The organism is Chryseobacterium fluminis (assembly GCF_026314945.1).
Lineage (GTDB): Bacteria > Bacteroidota > Bacteroidia > Flavobacteriales > Weeksellaceae > Chryseobacterium > Chryseobacterium fluminis.
Genome location: NZ_CP111121.1, coordinates 2,443,054 through 2,466,751, shown reverse-complemented (window position 1 = coordinate 2,466,751; position 23,698 = coordinate 2,443,054). Strand labels below are relative to the sequence as shown.

General features: G+C 38.3%; 22 protein-coding genes. 12 read left to right on the top strand and 10 right to left on the bottom strand.

Annotated elements, in window-relative coordinates:
• Positions 1-95: 95 nt before the first annotated feature.
• From ODZ84_RS11245 to ODZ84_RS11230, 4 genes are all read left to right on the top strand, one after another.
• On the top strand, positions 96-356 hold the full coding sequence (locus ODZ84_RS11245) for a helix-turn-helix domain-containing protein (RefSeq protein ID WP_266177205.1): 261 nt from the start codon (positions 96-98) through the stop codon (positions 354-356).
• Positions 357-973: 617 nt separating this feature from the next.
• Positions 974-1,198: a hypothetical protein gene (locus ODZ84_RS11240; protein ID WP_266177204.1), complete on the top strand. Its 225-nt coding sequence runs from the start codon at positions 974-976 to the stop codon at positions 1,196-1,198.
• 73 nt (positions 1,199-1,271) lie between these two features.
• Positions 1,272-1,562 (top strand): helix-turn-helix domain-containing protein, encoded by a 291-nt coding sequence (locus tag ODZ84_RS11235; protein WP_266177203.1) that lies wholly within the window; start codon positions 1,272-1,274, stop codon positions 1,560-1,562.
• A complete protein-coding gene (locus tag ODZ84_RS11230) occupies positions 1,543-2,397 on the top strand; it encodes a reverse transcriptase family protein (RefSeq protein ID WP_266177202.1) in 855 nt (284 codons plus the stop codon). The genes ODZ84_RS11235 and ODZ84_RS11230 overlap by 20 nt, the downstream gene beginning before the upstream one ends.
• A 222-nt stretch (positions 2,398-2,619) precedes the next feature.
• Here ODZ84_RS11230 and ODZ84_RS11225 read toward each other — a convergent pair whose 3' ends face one another.
• The 7 genes from ODZ84_RS11225 to ODZ84_RS11195 form a co-directional block, all read right to left on the bottom strand.
• Positions 2,620-3,519 carry an alpha/beta hydrolase family protein gene (locus tag ODZ84_RS11225; protein ID WP_266177201.1) on the bottom strand — a complete coding sequence of 300 codons (900 nt, stop codon included), beginning with the start codon at positions 3,517-3,519 and terminating at the stop codon, positions 2,620-2,622.
• 111 nt (positions 3,520-3,630) lie between these two features.
• The gene (locus ODZ84_RS11220; RefSeq protein WP_266177200.1) at positions 3,631-3,942 is read right to left on the bottom strand and encodes a putative quinol monooxygenase; all 312 of its coding nucleotides are present in this window, start codon (positions 3,940-3,942) and stop codon (positions 3,631-3,633) included.
• A gap of 252 nt (positions 3,943-4,194) precedes the next feature.
• Positions 4,195-5,820, bottom strand: a complete 1,626-nt coding sequence (gene groL / locus ODZ84_RS11215) for a chaperonin GroEL (RefSeq protein ID WP_266177199.1) — start codon at positions 5,818-5,820, stop codon at positions 4,195-4,197.
• Positions 5,821-5,913: 93 nt separating this feature from the next.
• Entirely contained in the window at positions 5,914-6,192 is a 279-nt protein-coding gene (locus tag ODZ84_RS11210) for a co-chaperone GroES (RefSeq protein WP_080776869.1), read from the bottom strand.
• Between the two features lie 133 nt (positions 6,193-6,325).
• Positions 6,326-7,540 carry a dicarboxylate/amino acid:cation symporter gene (locus ODZ84_RS11205; RefSeq protein WP_266177198.1) on the bottom strand — a complete coding sequence of 405 codons (1,215 nt, stop codon included), beginning with the start codon at positions 7,538-7,540 and terminating at the stop codon, positions 6,326-6,328.
• 127 nt (positions 7,541-7,667) lie between these two features.
• A complete protein-coding gene (locus ODZ84_RS11200) occupies positions 7,668-8,954 on the bottom strand; it encodes a CitMHS family transporter (protein WP_266177197.1) in 1,287 nt (428 codons plus the stop codon).
• 23 nt (positions 8,955-8,977) lie between these two features.
• On the bottom strand, positions 8,978-9,670 hold the full coding sequence (locus tag ODZ84_RS11195) for a DUF2490 domain-containing protein (RefSeq protein ID WP_266177193.1): 693 nt from the start codon (positions 9,668-9,670) through the stop codon (positions 8,978-8,980).
• A gap of 151 nt (positions 9,671-9,821) precedes the next feature.
• On the opposite strand from ODZ84_RS11195, the gene ODZ84_RS11190 reads away from it, so the two are divergent.
• On the top strand, positions 9,822-10,934 hold the full coding sequence (locus tag ODZ84_RS11190; protein ID WP_266177190.1) for a sensor histidine kinase: 1,113 nt from the start codon (positions 9,822-9,824) through the stop codon (positions 10,932-10,934).
• Positions 10,927-11,625, top strand: a complete 699-nt coding sequence (locus ODZ84_RS11185; RefSeq protein WP_266177188.1) for a LytR/AlgR family response regulator transcription factor — start codon at positions 10,927-10,929, stop codon at positions 11,623-11,625. Before ODZ84_RS11190 ends, ODZ84_RS11185 begins: the two co-directional genes overlap by 8 nt.
• Before the next feature lie 52 nt (positions 11,626-11,677).
• Here ODZ84_RS11185 and ODZ84_RS11180 read toward each other — a convergent pair whose 3' ends face one another.
• On the bottom strand, positions 11,678-14,053 hold the full coding sequence (locus ODZ84_RS11180; RefSeq protein ID WP_266177185.1) for a M1 family metallopeptidase: 2,376 nt from the start codon (positions 14,051-14,053) through the stop codon (positions 11,678-11,680).
• A 66-nt stretch (positions 14,054-14,119) separates the two neighbouring features.
• Complete coding sequence (locus ODZ84_RS11175) at positions 14,120-14,698, bottom strand: HupE/UreJ family protein (RefSeq protein WP_266177183.1); 579 nt, start codon at positions 14,696-14,698, stop codon at positions 14,120-14,122.
• Between the two features lie 131 nt (positions 14,699-14,829).
• Between ODZ84_RS11175 and ODZ84_RS11170 the strand changes: the two genes are divergently transcribed.
• The 6 genes from ODZ84_RS11170 (at position 14,830) to ODZ84_RS11145 (ending at position 22,998) form a co-directional block, all read left to right on the top strand.
• A complete protein-coding gene (locus ODZ84_RS11170; RefSeq protein ID WP_266177181.1) occupies positions 14,830-15,594 on the top strand; it encodes a hypothetical protein in 765 nt (254 codons plus the stop codon).
• Positions 15,595-15,623: 29 nt separating this feature from the next.
• A complete protein-coding gene (locus tag ODZ84_RS11165; RefSeq protein ID WP_266177180.1) occupies positions 15,624-18,056 on the top strand; it encodes a S8/S53 family peptidase in 2,433 nt (810 codons plus the stop codon).
• Between the two features lie 80 nt (positions 18,057-18,136).
• On the top strand, positions 18,137-18,661 hold the full coding sequence (locus ODZ84_RS11160) for a DUF6702 family protein (protein ID WP_323136926.1): 525 nt from the start codon (positions 18,137-18,139) through the stop codon (positions 18,659-18,661).
• A 312-nt stretch (positions 18,662-18,973) separates the two neighbouring features.
• A complete protein-coding gene (locus ODZ84_RS11155) occupies positions 18,974-19,420 on the top strand; it encodes a hypothetical protein (protein ID WP_266177178.1) in 447 nt (148 codons plus the stop codon).
• 774 nt (positions 19,421-20,194) lie between these two features.
• On the top strand, positions 20,195-21,007 hold the full coding sequence (locus tag ODZ84_RS11150; protein WP_266177177.1) for a hypothetical protein: 813 nt from the start codon (positions 20,195-20,197) through the stop codon (positions 21,005-21,007).
• Positions 21,008-21,888: 881 nt separating this feature from the next.
• Entirely contained in the window at positions 21,889-22,998 is a 1,110-nt protein-coding gene (locus ODZ84_RS11145; protein WP_266177176.1) for a hypothetical protein, read from the top strand.
• Positions 22,999-23,099: 101 nt separating this feature from the next.
• Here ODZ84_RS11145 and ODZ84_RS11140 read toward each other — a convergent pair whose 3' ends face one another.
• Positions 23,100-23,693 carry an acyl carrier protein phosphodiesterase gene (locus tag ODZ84_RS11140; RefSeq protein ID WP_266177174.1) on the bottom strand — a complete coding sequence of 198 codons (594 nt, stop codon included), beginning with the start codon at positions 23,691-23,693 and terminating at the stop codon, positions 23,100-23,102.
• Positions 23,694-23,698 lie beyond the last annotated feature (5 nt).

The following is a 23,698-nucleotide window of genomic DNA, read 5'->3' as shown; positions in this document are numbered from 1 at the left end:
CTGTAGACAAAAATAATAAATTTTCTGATATATGGTAATATATTACCATGAAATATTTGATTGAAATTCTAAAATTGCTATTAATTATAAAATTAATGGATAGCAAAGACGTTTTAAAATTGTACATGCAGTGTTTTTCTGAACATCTCAAAGAGATAAGAAAGGAAAAATATAATTCTATGGACGCCGTTGCACAAAACTCGGTTTTTGATTCCAGTAATTATAATAAATATGAAAATGGTAAAGGAAATCCTACCATTGAAACTCTTCTTAAAATGGCTTCAGCATTTAAAATTTCGCCTAAGGAACTATTTAATTTTGAATTTGATATTGAAAAATATAAGATTGATGAGTAAATTCTAGCGAGTGCTGGGATTTTATTATTTTTAAGACGATACTTCGTTCTCTTAAATGTAAATGCTCGAAGTGTAGTTTATTGGATTTAGATAGCTTAAAGCTGAATGTTACACCTTTCTGTATTTACTCTGCTGTAGATAATGGATTTTAATAACTGATTATCAATTATTTATGTGATTTTATTAAAATATATTATCAAATTATATTAACTGTGAGTAATTTTTTATATATTTGCATCAGTAGTTCTTTGAAAATGTTTTTAAAGTTAGTAACAGAATAGAGTTTATTTTTATTTAATGCGAATTAAATACCTCACAATTGAGGCTTTTCAGACCAAACCTTTCCACCCTCTCAACCCTTTTCAACAATCAATAGGGAATAGGCTAATCGATTATTTGATTATTAACCCCTAGGTTAACCCATTTGATAATTGGATAAGATTTAATTGAGAATTAGGTAGAGATGATTTTAGTTTGATTTATGCTCTCATCCATTTTTGAGAGCAGGGAAGTTAAAGAGTGCATAGAGAACATTGCTTACGTATTCGGTTATTGGCTATATATTGTTGAAAATTAGCAGGGAGCAATAGTGCCCCAATAATTTAAAAATGAATATTATGTCTAGATTAAAAAGACTTAAAAACATTGATAGTTTGATCAAAGATTTACAAACTATCATTTCACAGAGCCAGTGTTCTCTTTCGGAGGTTGAATTGAATTTGTTAAACGAGGCAATTGCTAAGTTAACAATGTTAAGAAGTAAAAAAGGTTTAACTGATAAGCATTATCAGGTTGAAATATCTGATATTTTAGAGTTAATCTATAATTTTTTAACAAAATAATTTAATAATATGGATTCAACACAACTATTTAGCAATCTTCGACACTTCTTTAAACTTTTTTAATATATTGATCATGGATTTAGGTACTACAATACGGAATATCAGAAAGCAAAGGGGGCAAACTCAAAAAGAGTTTGCTACTTCGTGTGGTATTACACAAACTTATTTATCTCAAATCGAATCAAATTCTAAGGAACCTAATCTATCAAAACTAAAAGAAATTAGTGGTTGTTTAGATATACCTTTGCCTATTTTATTTTTTCTTTCATTAAATAATGAAGATGTTAAACCAGAAAAACGTGATGCTTTTAACCTAATCAATCCATCAGTTAAATCTCTGGTAAATGAATTCTTCAAAGTCTAAAATGCGTTTACACTTTCCTTCTATAGTAAGGATCCCGGAAAGAGAGCTTAAAGAATTGATAAGTTTTTTGGATAACTATTATGATGAATGGGAAATTATTAAAAATGATAAAACTACTGGACTCCCAAAAACTTATAAAGATGGAACTGTTAAAAAAAGATATATTAGGCCATCTTTTTTAAAATTAAAAACTTTACAAAATAACATAAAAATTAATATTCTTGAGAAAATTTCACTTCCAAGTAATGTTCATGGTGGGGTAAAAAAAAACAATAATATCACTAATGCTAAAAAACATCAAGGAAAAAAGTATGTTCTTACAACAGATTTACAAGAATTTTTTCCTTCTGTTAAATCTCCTATGGTGTATCAAACATTTATAGATTTAGGATTTAATGAACAATTTGCATTTTATATTACAAGATTTGTTACTTGGAAAGGAGAGTTGCCACAAGGGACACCGACTAGTACACACATTGCAAATATTGTGTTTCTTAAAATTGATAATCAATTAATTACATTTTGCAGACAATATGATATTACCTATACAAGATTCGTTGATGATTTAACTTTTTCGTCTCAACAAGATTTTCACCATGTTATTTCTGATATTTTAGAGATTGTAAAAAGTTGCGGTTTTAGGCTAAGCATGAGGAAAACTAAGTATTCTGGTAACCAGATTATTACGGGAATAAAAGTTTTTAACCATAAAATTGATGCTCCTGAAAAAATTATTGAAAAAGTTGAAATTGAAAAGCAACTTCCAGATGAAATGCCAAAATATTTAACACGATATAGAGAACAAATTTTAAAAACTAATAGAAAACGTTCTTAATAAATAGTATTATAAAGTAACTGAAATTTTCTATTTTCCAACAATTTGTAATAAAAACCGCCTACAAAATAGAGCGGTTTATATAGTTAAAGTATCAGTAATAACTACATCATTCCCGGCATTCCAAAACCCATTCGCATAGCTGCCCGTCTTTTCAGAGAAGCTCCTATATTTCCAAGAGCAACCCTTAAACCTTCTTAGAGTCGATAATAATGATTATAATTACTTTGAAAATTTAGAATTTTTAATACCCAGCGCTTTCTGCCTGATCCATTGTACAGCAATATCAACAGGAACGGTGTCCTTGCCGGAAGACGTATTGTGTCCAAGCTTAGGAAATAAAGTATACTCAAAAGGTTTGCCCTGAGCTTTAAGGGCATTCAACTGTTCTATACACAACTTTACCGGAATCTGTATGTCTTTTTCACCAAAAAGCCAAAGTCCGGGAATGGTAAGCGTATTCAGGGAGATTTTGGGATCGGTTGCTGTAAATTGATATCGGTCGGGGGCATTTTGGGTATGGTCAAGGGCATCAGCTTCTGTATGGTTTTCCCAGAAATGAGTGTTTCCATTCGTATAAAACTGAAACCGGAGCTGTTCCAGAGTGGTAATGGTGGGGCCGCTGAATAGGACCATAAATTCAATGTTTGGGTTTTTTCCGGCTGCTATCGGGATGATCCATCCTGCCTGGCTGAAGCCTACCAATCCGATGGGTATTTTTTTATGCTTCAGATAGGTCCGGAATGTTGTTACGGCTGCATTGGCATCCTGCGCCAACAGATTAAGATTACCGGGGTCGATATTATTGGTGCCGACCGATGGGCCTACATACACACCGCCGGATTCTCCTACGCCCCGTTTGTCATACGTGAAGACGGCAATGCCTTGTTGGGCAAGACGTTTGGCAAATTCCATCTCTCTTTTTACAGGATCGGATCCGTGAACAATCACAACGGCAGCCGATGGTTTTTCAGGTTCTAAAACAGAGCCCGCGAGAGTGATACCCTGGCTTTCGAACTTTACGTCCCGAATGGTAAAGTCGGCCGATTGTGAAAATGCACATTCCGGTAAAATGATCATTAAGAGCGCGATATATAAACTGGAAAGAAAATTGATTTTCATTTTAAAATATTTTTCATATTTCATGGTTAGCTGTAAATATACCATAAAAAAACCGCCCTGTAAAAACAGAACGGTTCGTATATGAAATTGCTTCGGTCGGTGACTGTTGTCTTATATTCCTGCGCCACCTAAAACTTCCAGTTCCTGTCCCTTCGTAGGTGGAGCGTCTAATAAAGGCATTGCTTTCATGATAAGTTCTCTGACGCCTTCTGCTTTCAGAGAATCGTCATGGTCGTTTTTACTGTCCCAAATTTCCGTAACGTAAACGGAAGCTTCATCCTCTTTGTCATAGCTAACAGCATACAGTTGGCAGCCTTTAGTGGCTGATACAAGTCGGGATGCCTGTATTAAAATGTCGGCAAGTTCCTTTTGCTGTCCTGATTTTGCGGTCAGTTTCCCATGAAGTAAATATTTGTTTTCCATATTTTCTGTAATCTTTTTTACAAATATATCTATTTATAGGGCATTTTCGATAGTAATATTGAATGCTGACCGTTTGAAGAGTAATTCATGTTACTTGTATTGTTGTAGGTTAATATCCTTGTCAAGGTTTAAAAACCTTGACAAGGATATTAACCCAGGCACTTTTGCCAAAAAGCTTAAACCTTACAAACAAAAAAACCGCCCTGCAACAAACAGAACGGTTAATATATTAATTTGTCTTAGCTTACGCTGTTACATCATTCCCGGCATTCCACCACCCATTGGCATAGCTGGTTCGTCTTTCTTCACTTCAGTGATGACACATTCAGTAGTTAAAAGCATTCCTGAAACAGAAGCTGCATTTTCAAGGGCAACTCTGGTTACTTTCGTAGGGTCGATGATTCCTGCTTCAAGCATGTTTACATACTCGTCAGTTTTAGCGTTGTATCCGAAGTCTGCAGTTCCTTCTGCTACTTTAGCAACGATTACAGAACCTTCACCGCCTGCGTTGGCAACGATTTGTCTCAATGGCTCTTCGATCGCTCTTTTTACGATTTTGATCCCCGTCGTTTCGTCAGAATTAATTCCTGTAAGGTTTTCCAAAGCAGAGATGGCTCTTACCAAAGCAACACCACCACCGGCAACGATACCTTCTTCCACTGCAGCTCTTGTAGCGTGTAACGCATCATCTACTCTGTCTTTTTTCTCCTTCATTTCCACTTCAGAAGCAGCACCTACGTAAAGTACGGCAACACCACCGGCTAATTTAGCCAATCTCTCCTGAAGTTTTTCTTTATCATAATCAGAAGTAGATGTTTCCATCTGCGCTTTGATCTGAGCAACTCTTCCTTTGATTTTAGCTTCGTCACCACCACCGTTTACGATCGTCGTGTTATCTTTATCAATGGTTACTTTCTCAGCCGTTCCCAACATATCCAAAGAGATGTTTTCCATTGTGAAACCTTGCTCCTCAGAAATAACCTGTCCACCTGTAAGGATTGCGATATCTTCTAACATTGCTTTTCTTCTGTCTCCGAATCCCGGAGCTTTTACAGCAGCAATTTTAAGAGAACCTCTTAATTTGTTTACCACCAAAGTAGCCAAAGCTTCACCTTCCACTTCTTCAGAGATGATCAATAAAGATTTTCCACCCTGTGCAATCGGCTCAAGAACCGGAAGCAATTCCTTCATTGAAGAGATTTTTTTCTCAACCAAAAGGATGTAAGGGTTTTCAACCTCAGCGACCATTTTCTCAGGATTCGTTACGAAATATGGAGACTGGTATCCTCTGTCAAACTGCATCCCTTCTACAACGTCTACCGTTGTATCGATACCTTTAGCTTCTTCTACCGTGATTACCCCTTCTTTTCCTACTTTTCCGAAAGCTTCAGCGATCAAAGCACCGATTGTTTCGTCATTGTTCGCAGAAACGGAAGCTACCTGCTTCACCATTTCTGTAGAATCTCCAACAGTTTTAGACTGAGATTTAAGGTTTTCAACTACAGCAGTTACTGCTTTGTCGATCCCTCTTTTCAGATCCATCGGGTTAGCCCCTGCAGCTACATTCTTAAGACCTTCTCTTACGATAGCCTGTGCCAGTACAGTAGCGGTAGTAGTACCGTCTCCTGCAATATCATTGGTTTTGGAAGCCACTTCTTTTACCATTTGCGCTCCCATGTTTTCTACTCTGTCTTCAAGTTCGATTTCTTTCGCTACAGAAACACCGTCCTTCGTTACGTGAGGTGCACCGAAAGATTTTTCAATCACTACGTTTCTCCCTTTTGGTCCTAAAGTTACCTTTACTGCATTAGCCAATGCATCAACCCCTCTTTTTAAAGCGTCTCTTGATTCAATATCGAATTTTATTTCTTTTGCCATAATCTTTTATTGTATTAATGTACTTTGTACAATGTATTAATGAATGTATATTCATGAAGTCATTTTACATGAATACATTTTACTTTTTACAAATTAACCGATAACTCCCAGTAAATCTCCTTCTTTTACAATTAAATAATCTTTTCCTTCCAGTTTCAGTTCGGAACCTGAATATTTTCCATAAAGAACTTTGTCACCTACCTGTACAGTTGTAGGCTCATCTTTCTTTCCTGGACCTACTGCTACTACTGTACCTTCCTGAGGTTTCTCTTTAGCGGTGTCCGGAATAATAATACCTGAAGCTGTTTTAGTTTCTGCAGCGATCGGCTCGATCAAAACTCTGTCTGCTAATGGTTTAAAGTTTACTGACATAATATATTTAATTTTTTAAATTATTTCTGTGTTGTAATTCTCTAAATGCGTGCCATCGGCAGCCTGTGACTGAAATGGCAGATTTTTTATCAGGGGAAGCGGAAATTTTGGCAGAAAAAAAAGGGTAGGAATCTCAAAAACATCTGTCTTCCTGAAGTGGATGAAGCTTTGAAATGAGGGCAGCCGAGACTGCGATTCCTATAAAATTGGTAACAGATCTGGCTTCATTCATAAAACGGTCGACACTGTAGAGAAGGGCAATATCGGTTAATGGGATTTTCCCGAATTTTTCAAGTGTAAAAATGAGTGCCAGAAACCCTGATCCCGGAACTCCGGAAGCTGTTTTTGAGGTAATGGAAATAATCAGGAAGAGGACACAGTAATCCCGAAAATCCATAGAAATATCATAAAACTGAACGAGAAACATACACGAAGCGGAAATATAGATACATGCCCCCGCAAGATTGAAATTGTATCCCAGCGGAATCAGAAACCGGATCACGTTTTGAGGGTATCCCTGGCTTTCGAGTTTTTCAAAAATCATGGGAAATGCCGTTTTGGAAGATGATGTGGTCATGACAAGAATGATTTCATCTTTTATACTCATAAGAAATTCTCTGAAGTTCAGTTGATAAAAATGGCAGATGGAGCCTAAGATTCCACAGATAAAAATAAGACTCCCCAGATAAACCGTGGCTACAATCTTACTTAAGGGAAGAAGAGTGGTAATGCCATATACTGAAATGCCATAAGCAATATTACAGAAAATAATGATGGGTAGGACAAGGTATAGATATTTTATGACGACGTAAAATAATTCCATTCCGGAGTTTAAAGCGGGCGTCAGTTTTTTAATTTTTAATTGACCCGCAACGATTCCGAAGATAATGGAAAGCATCAGAAATATAGAGTATCTGCTGTTGTAGAATGAATAGATATCCGGATTTCCCGGAGAAAATTCAAAGCGTTTCGGAATGGTGGCGTGTATTTCTGTAAGATTTATCCCTGTGTCGGCGCCGGGTTTTATCAGGAAGCCAAGGGAAAAACCTAAAATGATGCATAAAGAGGTAACGGAAATAAAATAAACCGCTGTATGAAGAATGATTTTTCTTGAATTTTTTGTTTCAAACAGATTCAGAATCCCATAAATAATCGCAATAAAAATCACGGGAAGAATTAATGCCTCCAGGATGGTGAAAAAGTAAAAATTAATAAGCTCCAGTTTTTTACTGAATCCGGGAAAATGATGCCCCGAAATCACCCCGCCGATAATAGCTATAAATACGTACAGGGTGAGATTCCTGAGATATTTACCCGTAAATGTTTTCTTTGTTGGATAGCCTGGCATGAGTAGGGATTTCTATGGGTACAAAAATAAAATTTATATTGAGATATGAAATAGATTGATGTGGTGGCATTTTGTAGAATTATTACTGACATTGATGGGCAGAATTCCGCAAATTCCTGCAATGACCTTATATCACCCCAAGAATCAGGGCACTGACCAGCATGATGATGGATGACCCGATCGCCCATTTCAAGGTATATTTTAGATGATCCGAAAATTCTACCCCTGCCAGGGACACCAACAGGTATGTGGATGGCACAAGCGGACTGAGTAAATGGGAAGCCTGGCCTACAAGGCTGGCCCGTCCCAATACATCTGCAGGAATTCCCATTTGCGCTCCGGTAGCGGTGATGATGGGTAAAATTCCAAAATAATACGCATCATTGGTAAGGAAAAAAGTAAGCGGAACACTGAATACCGCGGTAATAATGTTCAGAAAACCGCCCCAGCTTTCAGGGACAATTCCTATGATGCTGTTTCCCATCGCCTGCATGATTCCGGTACCGTTCATAATTCCGGTAAAAATACCAGCTGCGAAAATCATTCCTGCTACCGATAAGGCGTTGCCGGCATGTTTGGTAACTATTTTCTGCTGATCCTTAAGCTGGGGATAATTAATGACTGCGGCAATACAAAAAGCCAGCATGAAAGCAATCGCCAATGGGATCAGGTCAAGCGTCATAACCACCAGCAGGGCAATGGTAAGCAGGAAATTTACCCAAAGCAGCTTTGGTCTCAGTAATGTAGAATCTGTTTCTCCTACAATATCATTGATACTGTATCGGGTATACCTTCCATATTTTGCAATCCTTCTTTTTTCCTTTACACCAAGAATATAAGCTACCGCTATGACCCATAGAATACCGATCAGCATGATAGGAATCATGGGCACAAATATTTCTGTGTGGCTGAGTTTAAGGGAGCTCATCACCCGCGCTGTAGGTCCGCCCCACGGCAGAATATTCATAATCCCTCCGGCCAGCATCACAATGCAGGTGAGAATAAGGGGATTCATTCCCTGTTTTTTATATAAAGGAAGCATGGCTGCCACCACGATGATATAAGTAGAAGATCCGTCGCCATCCAGAGAGACCAAAGTCGTAAGAATAGCCGTTCCGACGGTTGTTTTAACCGGATTATCTCCTACAGCCTTTAAAATAAACTTTACCAATGGCTCAAATAACCCCGTATCGATCATTAAACTGAAAAAGAGAATTGCGAATATCAGCATAACCCCGGTCATTGCAATTTCTTTAATGCCGTTCTTTGTCATGTCTCCAAGTTCGGATCCGTAGCCTGCTGCGATAGCAATGATAATGGGTACTAAAACCAGGGCGGTAAGCGGGGTCATTTTTTTGTTCATAATCAGAACCATAAAAATGATGATCATCAGAAATCCAAGAATTGTAAGCATATTATTATGATTTAATGATTATTTTATTGTTGTTCTTTTTTTCGCCAGTCGAAGCTGTTTCTGAAACCGATAAAGCCATAGTTACTGGTTTTTCCGGTTTCCAGCTGATTGATAAAAGCGAGTTCCAGCGCCGAATTTTTCCCGGTTTTCACTCCGATGCCGGCAGTAATACGGTTGCTGTCAAAAGGCTCGTCTTTCACGATATTCATTCTGATCTCGTTTTTCAGAATGCCATACAGTTTTTCTTTTTCACCTTTTCTGCTGAAGGGTATTTTCACCGAAATAAGATACCGCAGTCTGACCACAAATTCATCGGGATTGTTAATGAATCGCTCTTCCACACGCAGGCGGTTGGAGACAGAAGTACGCCCGATATTATTTTCCATGGTGACCTGCTGGAAAGGTCTTTTCTCATACCGTATTCTTTTCGTGTCATTCGAAGTGTACGATTCCAGAATAAGGAACATGGCTCCGACAGCCGGTTTGATCCCCTTGGCAACTTTGTGATCTATATAGGCATTGGCCAGGAAGAGTCTGGTGTCGTACGCCAAATCAAACGAGCGGTATTGTGCAAGGGCTGTTAAAGTATTCTTGTCGGTGAGCTTTGCCGACATCAGATACTGAAACCACATATTGTAATTGTCCCTGCTCTGAGCCTTAAAAAGAGGAGCAATAAACAGGGCCAATACGGGAATTAATTTAAATGTAATTTTCATGTAACACTTGGTTAATATTGTAATTTCTCAAATATATCCAATCCACATATCGGCCGATGAATTTTTCAATCAAAGGCATTTTTTATCAGTGAACTGCATTTTCACATTAAAAAGATGGTATATTTGGAATCCTTGAAACCGGCATTAAAAAATGTTTTTACTCCTCAATATTGTAGTTATATTAATGATTTTCAGAGGTTTATTCAGTTCTGAAATTTTAAAAAAACTGATGTCTTACCGTTGGAAGTTCCTGTTGGGATTTCAGCATGCATTTTTCTTTCTGGTGCTGGTTCTGATCATTTATTTTACCGAAAACAGCTACCTGAACCCTCCGGATCTTATCTGGAGTATTATTTTTAATATGATGTACAGCCTGGGAATTTATTATTGGGTATATCAGTATCTGGTTCCGAAATTTTATTTATCCAATAAGTATCCCGAGTTTATCCTGTACGCGCTGATGTGCTTTCTGACCTCCAGTCTTTTCAGGATTTTATCCGAACCGGCTATTTTTGGGATACCCTTTATGAGGGGAGAGTCGAATATCACTTTTCTGTATAATGTCTACCTTACCCAGGCAATTGTGATCCTTGTAGCTTCCTTTTTAGGCATTACAAAAGATAAATTCCTTATTGAGCAGGATGTTGCAGATCTTGGCGAGCAGAAAGAACAGTTGTATATCGATTTGCTTAAATCTAAGCTGAGCCCCCATTTTTTATTAAATACACTCAATAATATTTATGTATCCAGCTTTGTGCCGACAGAAAAGACATCGCATTCGATTTTAGAGCTCAGCAAATTGCTGCAGTACATTATCTATGACAGCGGAAAAGAAAAAATTAGCATCGGGCAGGAATTTTCTTCATTAAAGTCTCTTGCTGAACTGTATCAGTTAAAATTCAATAATCAGCTGGATATCCTGTTTGAGCTTCAGCATGAGGAGGTGTGGGATGTTATTGAGATTCCGCCGTCCGTTTTCCTCACACTGTTTGAGAACTCGCTGAAGCACTCTGCCATCGGGATGGAGCCGTCATCTTTTGTAAAAGTGGGTTGCACTATAGAAAACCGTGAGATCATTTTCAGAGTTGAAAATTCTATTGCCGAAAATAAATGTTATTCCCCGGATATAGGATATCAGGGATTGGGAAATAAGGCGATTGCCGGGATACTCGAAAAATATTATCCCGGGCAATACCATTTTTCTTCCCAGGCTTTAAGCAGCAAAAATTACGAATCTGTTTTAAAAATTAATTATAATGCCTAATATAAAAATAGTAAGCGTAGACGATGAATTTCCTGCATTACAACTGGTAAAACAGTATTGTGACAAAATAGATGATGTGGAGGTTATCGGGACCTTTCAAAATCCCGTTCATGCGTTGGAATATTTAAGTGCCAACAAGCCCGATCTAGTTATTTTAGACATCAATATGCCGCTGGTAAACGGGATCGAACTTCTCGAAACCCTTCCTTACAAACCGCTCTGTATTTTTATGACCCTGGAAACACAGCATGCCGTGAAGGCATTTGAACTGGATGTGGTGCATTATCTGGTAAAGCCTGTGGATTTTGAAACCTTTAAAAAAGCAATTAACAAGGCAAAAGATTTTCTGCAATTCAAAAGATCTGCTGAAAATAAAACCCGGGAAGATTTTATTATGTTTAAATCAAATTATGTTATCAATAAAGTGTTTCTGAAAGATATTCTGTGGGTAGAGGGTTTTGGAGAATATATAATTCTGGTGACTGCTTTTAAAAAATATATGATTTTAGACAGGATGTCGAATTTTGAAGAAAAATTTCAGGATTTCGGTTTTGTAAGGATTCATAAATCTTATATTGTTCTTTCTTCACATATTCATTCTTATGATGCCAATTCGGTCTATTTGGAAGGAGGGGAGAAGCTGCCGTTGGGAAGAACATATAAAAGTTATCTGAAGGATTATCTGCAGTAGAATTAAATAAAAAAGAACCGCATGTGCGATTCTTTTTTTATTTACGGTGATGTTATTTCTTTCCTGCAGCCTGCATCGGATTTACTTTTCCATTGGATCCGCCTCTTACCGGACCATTTAACTTCTGTTTGAATACCTGGAATTTTGAGGCTTCGGAAGCTGATCCGCCAGCGCTCCAGAAGTTATTCGAGGTATCGATATCCGCTGTTTCCCTCATTGGATCAAGCTGAACAGATTTCAGTTTTTTAGCAAAATAAAAAGTCTTGGAAACTTTCTGCTCATTCTGTCTCCAGATCTGTGCCGAAGATTTATCGTATAATTTTGAGCCGTCTTCAAAAGTAAATTCAAGAATGATGGGCATTACAAGTCCTCCTTTATTCATAAAATCGATCTGATAGGCCGTTATATTTTTAAACTTCTCCTTGTCATTCTTATCCAGGGCCTCATGTTCGTCCGATTTTGTAGTATAAAGTTTATCGGTATTGATCTTCTCCTGTCCTCTGTCATAGTGATAATAAAAATCCTGAAGGCTTTTATCTTTTTCCACTTCAAAACTGATGCTTTGGTCTTCTTTATTTCTGATTTTTGAAATGTCAACAAATTCGTTCTGTAACGGTTTATCTACCGTATAGGTCGTTTCTTTAGCCTGCGGAACGGTATTCAGGTCCGGAGCTGCGACAGTCACTTTATCAATGGCAATATCTACAGGATCCGTTCCGTAGAACCATCCTCTCCAGAACCAGTCCAGATCTTCACCGCTTGCATCTTCCATCGTTCTGAAAAAATCGGCAGGCTCGGGGTGTTTGAAGGCCCATCTCTTGGCATAGGTTTTAAAAGCCTTATCAAAAAGTTCTCTGCCCATGATGGTTTCGCGGAGAATATTCAGACCTGTTGCGGGTTTTGAATACGCATTCGGACCAAACTGAATGATATTTTCAGAATTACTCATAATGGGCTCCAGCTGGTCTTTCGGGAGTTTCATATAATCTGTGATCGTCCATGCCGGGCCACGTTTTGAAGGGAATTTATTGTCCCACTTTTCCTCTGTAAGATATTCTGTGAACGTATTAAGTCCTTCATCCATCCAGCTCCATTGTCTTTCGTCCGAATTTACAATCATCGGGAAAAAATTGTGTCCCACTTCATGTATGACAACACCGATCATCCCGTTTTTGGTACCTTCAGAGTAGGTTCCGTCTTTTTCTGTTCTTCCGAAATTGAAGCAGATCATCGGATACTCCATTCCGTTGGCCGCTTCCACAGATTGTGCTACTGGGTACGGATACGGAATCGTAAATTCAGAATAGGTTTTTATGGTGTGAGCCACAGCTTTGGTGGAATATTTTCTGTACAGATTGTAGGCCTCTTTAGGATAAAAACTCATGGTCATTACCTTATTGTTGTTTTCAGGAATGATCACACGCATGCCGTCCCAGACAAATTTCCTGGATGAGGTCCATGCAAAATCCCGTACATCATTCGCCTCAAAATTCCATGTTTTTCTTTGTTTCGAATGGCTTTTTTCTGCCTTTTTAGCTTCGTCTAATGTTACGATTTCAATAGGTTCGCCGGCGCTCTCAGCTTTTTTGTATCTTGATAACTGATCAGGCGTCAGAACCTGGTCATAGTTTTTGCATTCCCCGGTTCCCCCTACAATATGATCGGCCGGAACATTCATTGAAACTTTAAAATTTCCGAAAACCAACGCAAATTCGCCGCGTCCTGTAAACTGATGATTCTGCCATCCGTGAAAATCGCTGTAGACGCACATTCGCGGATACCATTGGGTCATGGTGTAAAGATCATTCCCGTCTTCTGCAAAATTTTCATATCCGCCACGTCCGCCCATTTTTATTCTGTTGGGAATATTATAATTCCAGTCAACTTTGAATACAAGTTTTTCTCCTTTTTTCAGAGATTTAGGAAGATCGATACGCATCATGGTTTTATTAACGGTGTAGGGCAGAGGTTTGCCGGCGGCATCCGTTACTTTTTCAAGATTTACGCCGTATCCGTTATCTTTTACAGGTAAATCTGTAACTTTCAGCTGCTGATCGCTGGTGGATTTCGGAATCGTGGATGAAGACTGAAAATCTGCTTTTTTTACAGTGGACTGTTGGTTTTCATCCAGTTGTAGCCAGATATAATCAAGATCATCAGGCGAGTTGTTATAATAAGTTATGGTTTCGGAACCTTTTAAATTCCTTCTTTCCTCATCCAGATAAGCAGAAATGGTATAATCTGCTCTGTTTTGCCAGTACCCGTGCCCGGGAGCTCCGGAAGCGGTTCTGTACATATTGGGAGTCGGAAGAATGGTTCCTAATTGTTCAAACCTGTTCCCGTGGTTGCTTCCCGGATTGTTCTGAATGTTCTGAGCAAAGGTTCCTATATATAAAAACACTGATAATGCAGTTATTTTTAGTTTCATAGACAAATGATTTAAGAATGATCAAATATAATGATAAGTAGCTGAAAATTTAAAAATGTTTTACCCTTAAAACGGAAGTCTTTCGATAGCCATCTTCAGAGACAGGGCAAACACCCCGGATGATACAAACAGCACCCAGTCTTTTCTGTTGACTTTAAAAATTTTAAGCAGAATAAATAACAGAATTAAAATAGCGAAAACAATGACAATCTGCCCCAGTTCCAGGCCTATATTAAATCCTAAAAGCGGAACAGCAATACTCTGGCTTTTGGCGATCATCACTCTCGCTGTATTGGCAAAGCCCATTCCATGGATTAAGCCGAAAAATAGTGCGAGGTAATAATTCATTTTCATCAGCGTATTTTTCTTATTCTTCATGACAATATTATCCAGAGACGTAATAACAATAGTAGCAGGAATTAAAAATTCTACCCAGGCAGATGAAACTCGTATAACGTCTAAGATGCTTAATGCCAAAGTGATCGAGTGCCCAATTGTAAATGCAGTTACCAAAATTAAAATTTTTTTCCAGTCGCTGTAAGGATAGGCTGCAATCAGTGCCAGCACAAAAAGTTGGTGGTCTAAAGCATCCCTGGAAATGATGTGTTCCCATCCTAGGTTTAAATAAAATATAAAATCTGTCATGAATGTGAATATTTGTATTTAATTGGTATATTTTTTAAATTAATTTTAATCATTTTGTTTAATTTTTGTTAATTTTTCACAAAATAATGTTTTAAATTAAATTTGTATACTTGCGTTTTAAAAATAAAGATATGAATATTAAAAAATTACTTTCTGCAAAAGTAAGCATTCTTCATTCAGGAAGGAAGCTTGTTTTAAGTGTTGCTCTGCTTTTAGTCGGGCTTTATTCGTCTCTGATATTCGGGCAGGTGCAAAAACTTGATTTCCGGTTCGAAATTTTACTCAGAAACAAAGAAGCTGTTGCTAAAGGATTAAATGTAAAGGAACTTGAAAAGCCGGAGATGAAGCTCGATAAACATCTGGTAGTAACTTCAAAAGGTGCACAGACCATGTATTCCTGTATTGTATATACAAAAACTCCGGAAAAATTAAAGCAGGACGGAATTATGGTACAAACCGTACTTCCCAGCTTTGCAACTGCACTGGTTGGGATAGAAGATCTTGAAAAATTAATGCAGCTGCCTTACGTAACTTCGGTAATGGCGCCAAGCTTTACCTTCCTGCACAATGATGTAAGCAGAGCACAGTCCGGAGCAAGTCTGTTACAGGATGGGGCACTGAACAATACAGCTTACAACGGAGCAGGAATTCTTGTCGGCATTCTCGATAGCGGAATAGACTGGAAGCATCCTGACTTCAGAAAGCTGAATGATCAGACAAAAAGCCGTATTTATTCAATTTGGGATCAGACCCTTACGCCACAGGGTGCTGAAACCTCACCAGCGGGATTTGCAACGGGGGTAGAGTATACCAGGGCGCAGATTGAAGATGAGCTGGATGGTACCCCTGCGAATTTGTCCGGGAAACAGATATCTTCGGACACGGAACGCATGTAGCCGGAACAGCAGCGGGAAACGGTGCGGCTATGGCAGACAGAAGGCACAAGGGCTTCGCTCCTGAAGCTGATATCGTAGTGGTAAAAGGAGGGAACGGATCTTTTTCGGTGACCAACATCATTAATGCTTTGACTTATTTCCAGAGTGTGGCAACGGCCCTTAACAGACCTATTGTTGTCAATATGAGTCTTGGAGCACAGGCTCACGCGCATGACGGGACAACTCCTGAAGAGTTGGCAGTTAATAATTTTACGTCCTCAGGTCCGGGAAGAGTTGTCGTAATTGCAGCAGGAAATGCATATGGAAGTAATATGCACAGAAGCGTAGATATCGCTCCCAATGCTTCACAGAATTATACCTTTACCGTTGCCAGCGATACTTCGGCAAGTTCAGTGTTTGCATTTATCATGTTTGCCAATGACGGGACTCCGGTAACGGCTACCCTGACCGCTCCGGACGGGCAGCAATATATACAGAATATAGGTACGAACACCACTCACAGTATTCTGGGAGGTGGTCTTTCGGCAACGATGCTTAATTATCTTCATATTGATAATAACAAACGCTTTATTGAGCTTATTGTAAGCAGAAATGCCGGCTCTGCAATAAATGCCCAAGGCACCTATACGTTACAAATTACCAATAACGGTACGCAGCAGATTAATACTCACGGATGGCTTTATAGCCGGGATGTTGAGACAACCCTGCAGAATGGTGACAACGGATATATTGTAGGCTCACCCGGCAACGCCTCCAATGCTATCACCGTGGCCTCTTATATGGGAAGAGCAAGCTGGACTTCCACGACAAGTGCTTATTTAACCCCGACACCACAGGAATCTATTTCTTTTTTTAGTTCGGAGGGTCCCAGAGTAGACGGTTTTCAAAAGCCTGAGATTACCGCGTCAGGGCAAAATGTAATTTCTACCAGATCCATTGATGCCAATGTAGGAGACAGTGATAATATAGACGGAATGTACTACATGAGGAACCAGGGAACAAGCATGTCTTCTCCCGGAGTAGCTGGTGCTGTTGCTTTGTTATTACAGGCTAATCCTGCCCTTACCGCCGCGCAGGTGAAAAGCCGTCTTATGATAAACGCAAGACAGGACGGAGCGACAGGAGCTGTGCCTAACGCGAGATGGGGAGCAGGAAAGCTGGATATTTATAAAGCCGTTTCAGCTGAGGTAAATTGTATAAAATCCAATTCTGAAACCATTACTTATGATGAGCCTTACATCATTGCCAATGCTGAAAATAATTTTGCGCTGGATAATGTTGCCCTGGCAGTTCGTTATACACCGGCTTTGACGGGTAAGCTGGGAGGTTTCTCATTTACGACAGGATTTGCCATTCCGGGAAATATTCCGGTAGATATTCAGATCAGAAAAGTAGATGCCAATGGTAATCCCGGAGATATTATAGCGACAAAGAATATTCCTTCGTGGCTGAACGCTACCCAAAAATTTACCTGGAATTACCTGGATCTTTCGGATCTTAATTTTCAGGTTGTAACGGGCAAAGACTTCTATATTGTTCTTAACGGTTTGGCAGGAAGGATTGCGATAAAGGGTGAAAGTGTTGTTCTGAATGACAGATCTAAATTTTCGGCCGATGGCACCTCATGGCTTCCGAGTGTATTTGATCTGAAAATGAGAGCAACGGTATATGAAAATATTGCCGAGGTAAAAAATATTGCCACGACCAATCAGAGCAAGACATCTGCAGTGGCCAACGGTTATAATTATTTTACAAACAGCTGTCAGCTTATTGCCAGAATTGAAAAGGAAACTGCAAGTACCGTTGCAGGAAATATAACATCAAAGGTCTGGACAGATAATCTTCAGCCGTCCTATGTAGCCCGAAGATATGAGATCAACCCTGAGTCCAATGCCGGTACATCCACCGGAAAAGTTACCCTTTACTTTAAGCAGGATGATTTTGACGCCTATAACCAGACCAGTACCGTAAAGCTGCCGATGTCCCCTACAGACCAGGCGAATAAAGCGAATATTGTTATTGAAAAATATGCAGGAACGAGCTTAGGGAGCGTAGGAACAGTGGCTTCCTATTCAGGAGGCCTTACTTCCACCATTACCCCGGATCCCGATGATGTAGTTTGGAATGATACCTATAAATATTGGGAAGTGACTTTCCGGACCACCGGTTTTGGAGGATATTTTGTAAAGGCCAATACTACTTTAGGAACTGCAGAAACGGCTCTGGCTTCGCAGATCAATATTTATCCTAATCCGGCCAGAAATAAAGTAAACATCTCGCTCGGAACATTTAAAAAAGCAGCCGTAACTATTTTTGATGCATCAGGAAAATTAATTAAAAAAGCTGAAGTAAATGCTGCTTCCAATACCCTTGATGTTTCTGAACTGGTAAATGGCATGTACCTGTTTAATATAAAGGTTAATAACGATACAACTATTCTGAAAAAAGTAATCAAGGAATAAAACTAAATTTTATTGTATCTTATTATGGAGTGGCGGTCATATGACTGCCACTTTTTTTATATTTGCTTAAAATAAATTCAATGTCTCTGAAACTGACCTCACTTTTCTATGCCTTTTTATTTTTATTTCAGATGGGTTTTCCAGGCTCCGCTAAAGCCAGTACCCTTCATCCTTATCACGTAGGTTCTGTAGAGATAAACTACAATTCAAAATCAAAAACGTTTGAAATAACAGGACGCTTTTTTCTGGATGATTTAGAAGACGGGCTATCTAAAAAGTATGGTAAACCCTTCCATTTCAATGATTCAAAATACAGATCTCAGCTTAATGAAGCCTTAAAAGCATATTGTTCAGAGTATTTAAAACTAAAGGTGAATACCAGGTTTGTGCAGGTTAATTATATTGGATATGAAGAAGATCAGGAATCGGTGAATATATACCTGGAATCTTTACCGGTTGAAGATCCCAGGAAAGTGGAAGCTGCCGTAAGTTTCCTGTACAATTTATTTGATGATCAGATCAATATTGTTCACATCATTGTAAACGGGAAAAGGAAAAGTGAAAAACTAACGTATCCGAACCGGTATTTGTATCAGCAATTTTAAAATTTATTTCTCAGAAGCATTATTTTACGTTCGGATGCTGATCTTTTGATATAAAAAAATCAGCATCCGTTATTTTACATTATTAACTTATCATATTCCATATTTGTTCAAGTCTGGACATATTAATTTTTTTTAACAAATATTAATAATTTACTGTATTTTGATACTAATTAGTATTAAATAGCTATATTTGTTCAATAATTAGTGAATAATTTATGTGCTTATTGATTAATTTTATTAATAACAATTACCCAATTATTTTATTTCCTTAAATCATAACCATAACCATAACCAAATCAAATTATTATGAAAATGAATAAAATTTATGTTTTACCTCTGATTTTTGCCTTAAACGGCATGGCTAAGTCACAGGTAGGCATTAGTACATCGGATCCTCGGGGAACCTGGCATGTGGATGGGTCTAAGGATAATCCCGGTACCGGAATTCCTTCTGCTTCTCAGGCAGCTAATGATGTCATTGTAACTTCCACGGGAAATATGGGAGTAGGAACAACTGCTCCAGATACGAAACTCCATGTTGTCTCTTATGTCGTCAATGCCAACAGGTACAACCTCATTGATGCGACGGCAGGAACCAACGAATTCGACATCGTTACTTTACGAAATACTTCTGCACTTGCAACCGGAAATTATTCACTTATTAGTTTTACAAACAATGGGTCTACATCAGGTGGGCTGTGGGTTCTGTCCGTACAGGAGCCACATCAAGTAACGGCTCCGAGGAAGATTTCTATTTAGGAAATTCTATTGGGGGAAACCGTATGGAGAGAATGAGAATTAATCCCACAACAGGAAATATAGGAATCGGAACGTCTGCGGCTACGAATAAACTACATGTTAATGCTGCAAACCGATTGAGGCTGGAAGGACTGTAAGCCTCGTCAGGAACTTCAGGTTCACTCACAGGTAACAGTACGGGAGTCGTACAATTACAGAATTCATCCTCCATTAGTGCAATAAGAGCTACCGGAAATATAAGTATTACAGTAAATAATACAGGTGTAATCGTTGGAAACCCTACAGAAACTTTTGATAATCTTAATGAATGAACAGGTATAACGTTTACTGCTCTTCGGATCTACCTACCGCAGGAGCTCCTATTACGGGAAGCTATATAGTAAATGTTGTTCGGGTTGATTAATCCAAATGATTTCCCGATAATTAAAGATATTGATTCCTATATTTAAACATTGCAATGTTTAATTTCACTTCTATTTTAAATTTTTTGTTTAGACGTTCTTGTGAACATTGCACCGCAGAATGAACCAGCCCTTAGAATTATTACTGATTGCATTAAAATCACAACACTCCTTCTCGTATAAATTAATATTCATCAAAAAGATTTTTTTGTAGAAAAATATTATATTTGTTTAATATCATTGTTAATTTTATATAAATATTATTATTTGTTGAATGTTAACAGGTTTTTATTCATCAAATCACCAAATCAAGCTACAATATTACAATTACAATATTGATAGTTTAGTGAAAAAATACTTTAAAATAACCATTATGAAATCAAAAACTTTTTATTCTTTAATTACCCTAACAGGGGCTGGCCTTACTGTCACAGCGCAAGTAGGCATCAATACAGTAAACCCGCAAGGTGTTTTCAATATTGATGCAGCCAAAGATAATCCGGTAACCGGTACTCCTAGTACAGCCCAACAGTCTGACGATATATCTGTATCTGCTGCAGGTAATCTTGGTGTGGGAACTACAGTACCAAGCAATAAGGTACACATTAACGGAACCGATCCGTTGCGCCTTCAGGGACTTACTTCGGGGAGCACAACGACAGATCAACTTTTGGTGACTGACCCTAGCGGTGTAGTTAAAAATATCGGGACTTTAGGAGCATTATCAATTCCCAATCCTGCAATATTTAGATTGGAAGCTGTGCAGGATGATTTTTTAAGTACACAAAGTGCAGGAGAATCGCAGGTGGTTCCTATGTCTGTTATTAAAAATACAATTTCCGGATTAACATACAACACAGCGAACAGTACAATAACATTTCCTGCAGGGACCTACCAGATGACCATAGTGTACGAAGCAACTCATAACAGCACAGGATGTACGATAAGTTCTTATTTTGTCGATTTTCCTATTAATTCAATGACGACGAGGGTTCACAGTACATCTTCTCATACTGAAGGTGGAGTGGCAATTCATGGAGGAACCATAACTTATGCTACAACTCTTCCTGCGGGAAGGACTTGGCCAATATCTTTGGGTAGAGGCCAGTCTGGTAACTGTACTGGTGCCGGAATGACATTAAATGCAACATCTACCCAGCTGTTGGTATTCAGAATAGGAGATTAGTAAAAAGTAATATACAAGTTTCTAAAATCTTACTTTTATATCTATCATCAAGGCATAAAAAATTCTAATAACACAAATACAATATAGACGGAACACTTACTTATGGTAGGTTTTTTTGCTTTAATGCTCTGTGTGTAGGCATATTCGTAAAATATTTAATTTGTTGTATATGAGTAAGTTAATGCGTAAATTTATAAAGCAAACCCTGAAATTAAGCGTTTTAGCTGAAATCGGGGTAAGTTTAAAGTTTATGACATTACGAAGTGAATTACAGAGCGAGCTACCTTTTCCCGAATAAAATGTAGGAATTCAAACCAGATTTTATCAAAGCGATTTGTTACCTCAACTTTAGGAAACCAATACGAAGGAATATAAAGAAAGTGTACCACAAATGTTGATGTGGGATAAGAATTACTTAAACAGACCCCATTTTCGTATAAGAATACGGGAAATTTTATAAAAAAGGCCGTCCTCGCGAATTATGAGACGGCTTCTTCTCTATTTTTTTGTGTTTAGAAAACCTTGATTTTATATTTACAAATGCACCCAATTAAATCTTTTCTTCTGCCAGACGTTATTTCATTTTGCATTTTTTCCGGAATTATTTCATGCGGCTAAAAATAAATTGATGATCATCCTTACACTGCTCTGTAATGGTGACTTTAAAATAAATTATAATATATTATAATACATATTAATTATTTTTAACAATCATCAATATCGTTTTTTTTTATACGCTAATGTATTCAAAATCACTATCTTTGCCCCGCTATTAATAGTTATTTCATTGATTTCTTGAATTATATTAAGTAAATAATGTATTAATTTTAATTCATAGAATGTTTTACGTATTTATTAACAATAACAAACACTTTAAAATTATGAAAATAAGTAAATTTTACATTTTATCTCTGACTTTTGTTTTAAGTGGTCTCGCTAAATCACAGGTAGGAATTAGTACGCAGAATCCTCAGGGAACCTTGCACGTAGACGGGGCTAAAGATAACCCGGCGACCGGAGCTCCTTCTGCTTCTCAGGCAGCAAATGATGTTGTTATTACATCGACCGGAGATATGGGAGTGGGAACCACTGTTCCCGATACAAAACTTCATGTCGTTTCGTCTGTTGCCAATGCAAACAGATATAACCTTATTGATGCTACAGCAGGTACAAACCAGTACGGGATCATTGCTTTACGGAATACTTCCCCACTCGCTACCGGAAACTATTCATTAATTGGCTTTACCAACAGTGGTCCTACTTCCGGAGGGACGAATTGGGCATTAGGCTCTGTCCGTACAGGAGCCACATTGAGTAATGGCTCAGAGGAGGATTTCTATATAGGAAATTCTCTGGGAGGGAATCTTCTGGAAAGAATGAGAATTAATTCTACGACAGGAAACGTAGGGATCGGAACTTCTGCACCTACGAATAAACTACATGTTAATGCTACTGATCCATTGAGGCTGGAAGGACTACAGGCCTCGTCAGGAACTTCTGGTTCACTCACGGTTAACAGTACGGGAGTTGTACAATTACGGAATTCATCCAGCATCAGTGCAGTTAGGGCTATAGGAAATGTTAGTATTACTGTAAATAATACATTTACAACAATTGGAACGCCGACAGAAACTTTCGATAATCTTAATGAATTAACCGTTACTACGTTTACTGCTGCGGCAACAGGCTTATACAAAGTCGATTTCTCGATAGATTTTCCTCAGAGAGCCAATACGGAAGATGGAGGAGATGGATATATTGCGGATGTAAAATTAAATTTAAACGGAACGGAATATTCACGCAAAAAGGCAAAAGTTACCTTGCCGGAAGTCTCCGGCCTCGCAAGTTTTATCACGGCAAGTACTTCAGAATTAATAAAAATGGCAGCAGGTGATACATTGACATTCCAAGGAAAAACCTTCGGATCTACACCTACTGCGGCAGCTCCTATAACAGGATCCTATACAATAAATATCGTTCGTATTGATTAATATACTCTTCATTCATTATTCCCAATGATCAAAGACGTACATTCTATAACACAAATACAATATAGACAGAACACTTGCTTTCGGGTGAGTGTTTTTTTGCTTTAATGCTCAATCTGTAGAAGTGCATTAACTCCTTTTGCATGGGCTAAAAGGTCCGGAAAAAAATGAGTGTAACATTGTTGCAGCGCTGCTTTATTTTCCAAAAATGCTTCAAATACCGGAATATCCTTTTCCAGATACTTTGCTTTGTTTAAAACGTTTCTCATACTGAATTTGATTCCCTGGTCCTCTCTGTAATTATAAAGCCAGTCATCCTGTTCCATTTTTTTTAGCATCATTTTAAAATTTTCAGGAAGCCATTGTTCATGCTCGTTCAGAACCCGGTACACCCGGAGCGAATGGGCCTTCCATTCCGCTAAGGTATGCAGCTGCAGATCATTGGCTACAAAATAGTCCATCGAGACGTCTACGAAAGCTCCGGCGTATAATCTTACCAATGGGCTGAAAATTTTTTTAGCTTCATGAATGGCAGGATGGGAATCGGTAAAGGTATCGATGGCCCGGTGCAGGGTGATTCCATCCTGGATATCTTTCGCAAACGAAAAACGGTCTCTGTTGCGGATGAAATCTTCCAGAAACTGTCCTACGATCTGTCCGTCGGTGAAAGTAAGATAAGAATGTGCCAGATAATTCATACGCC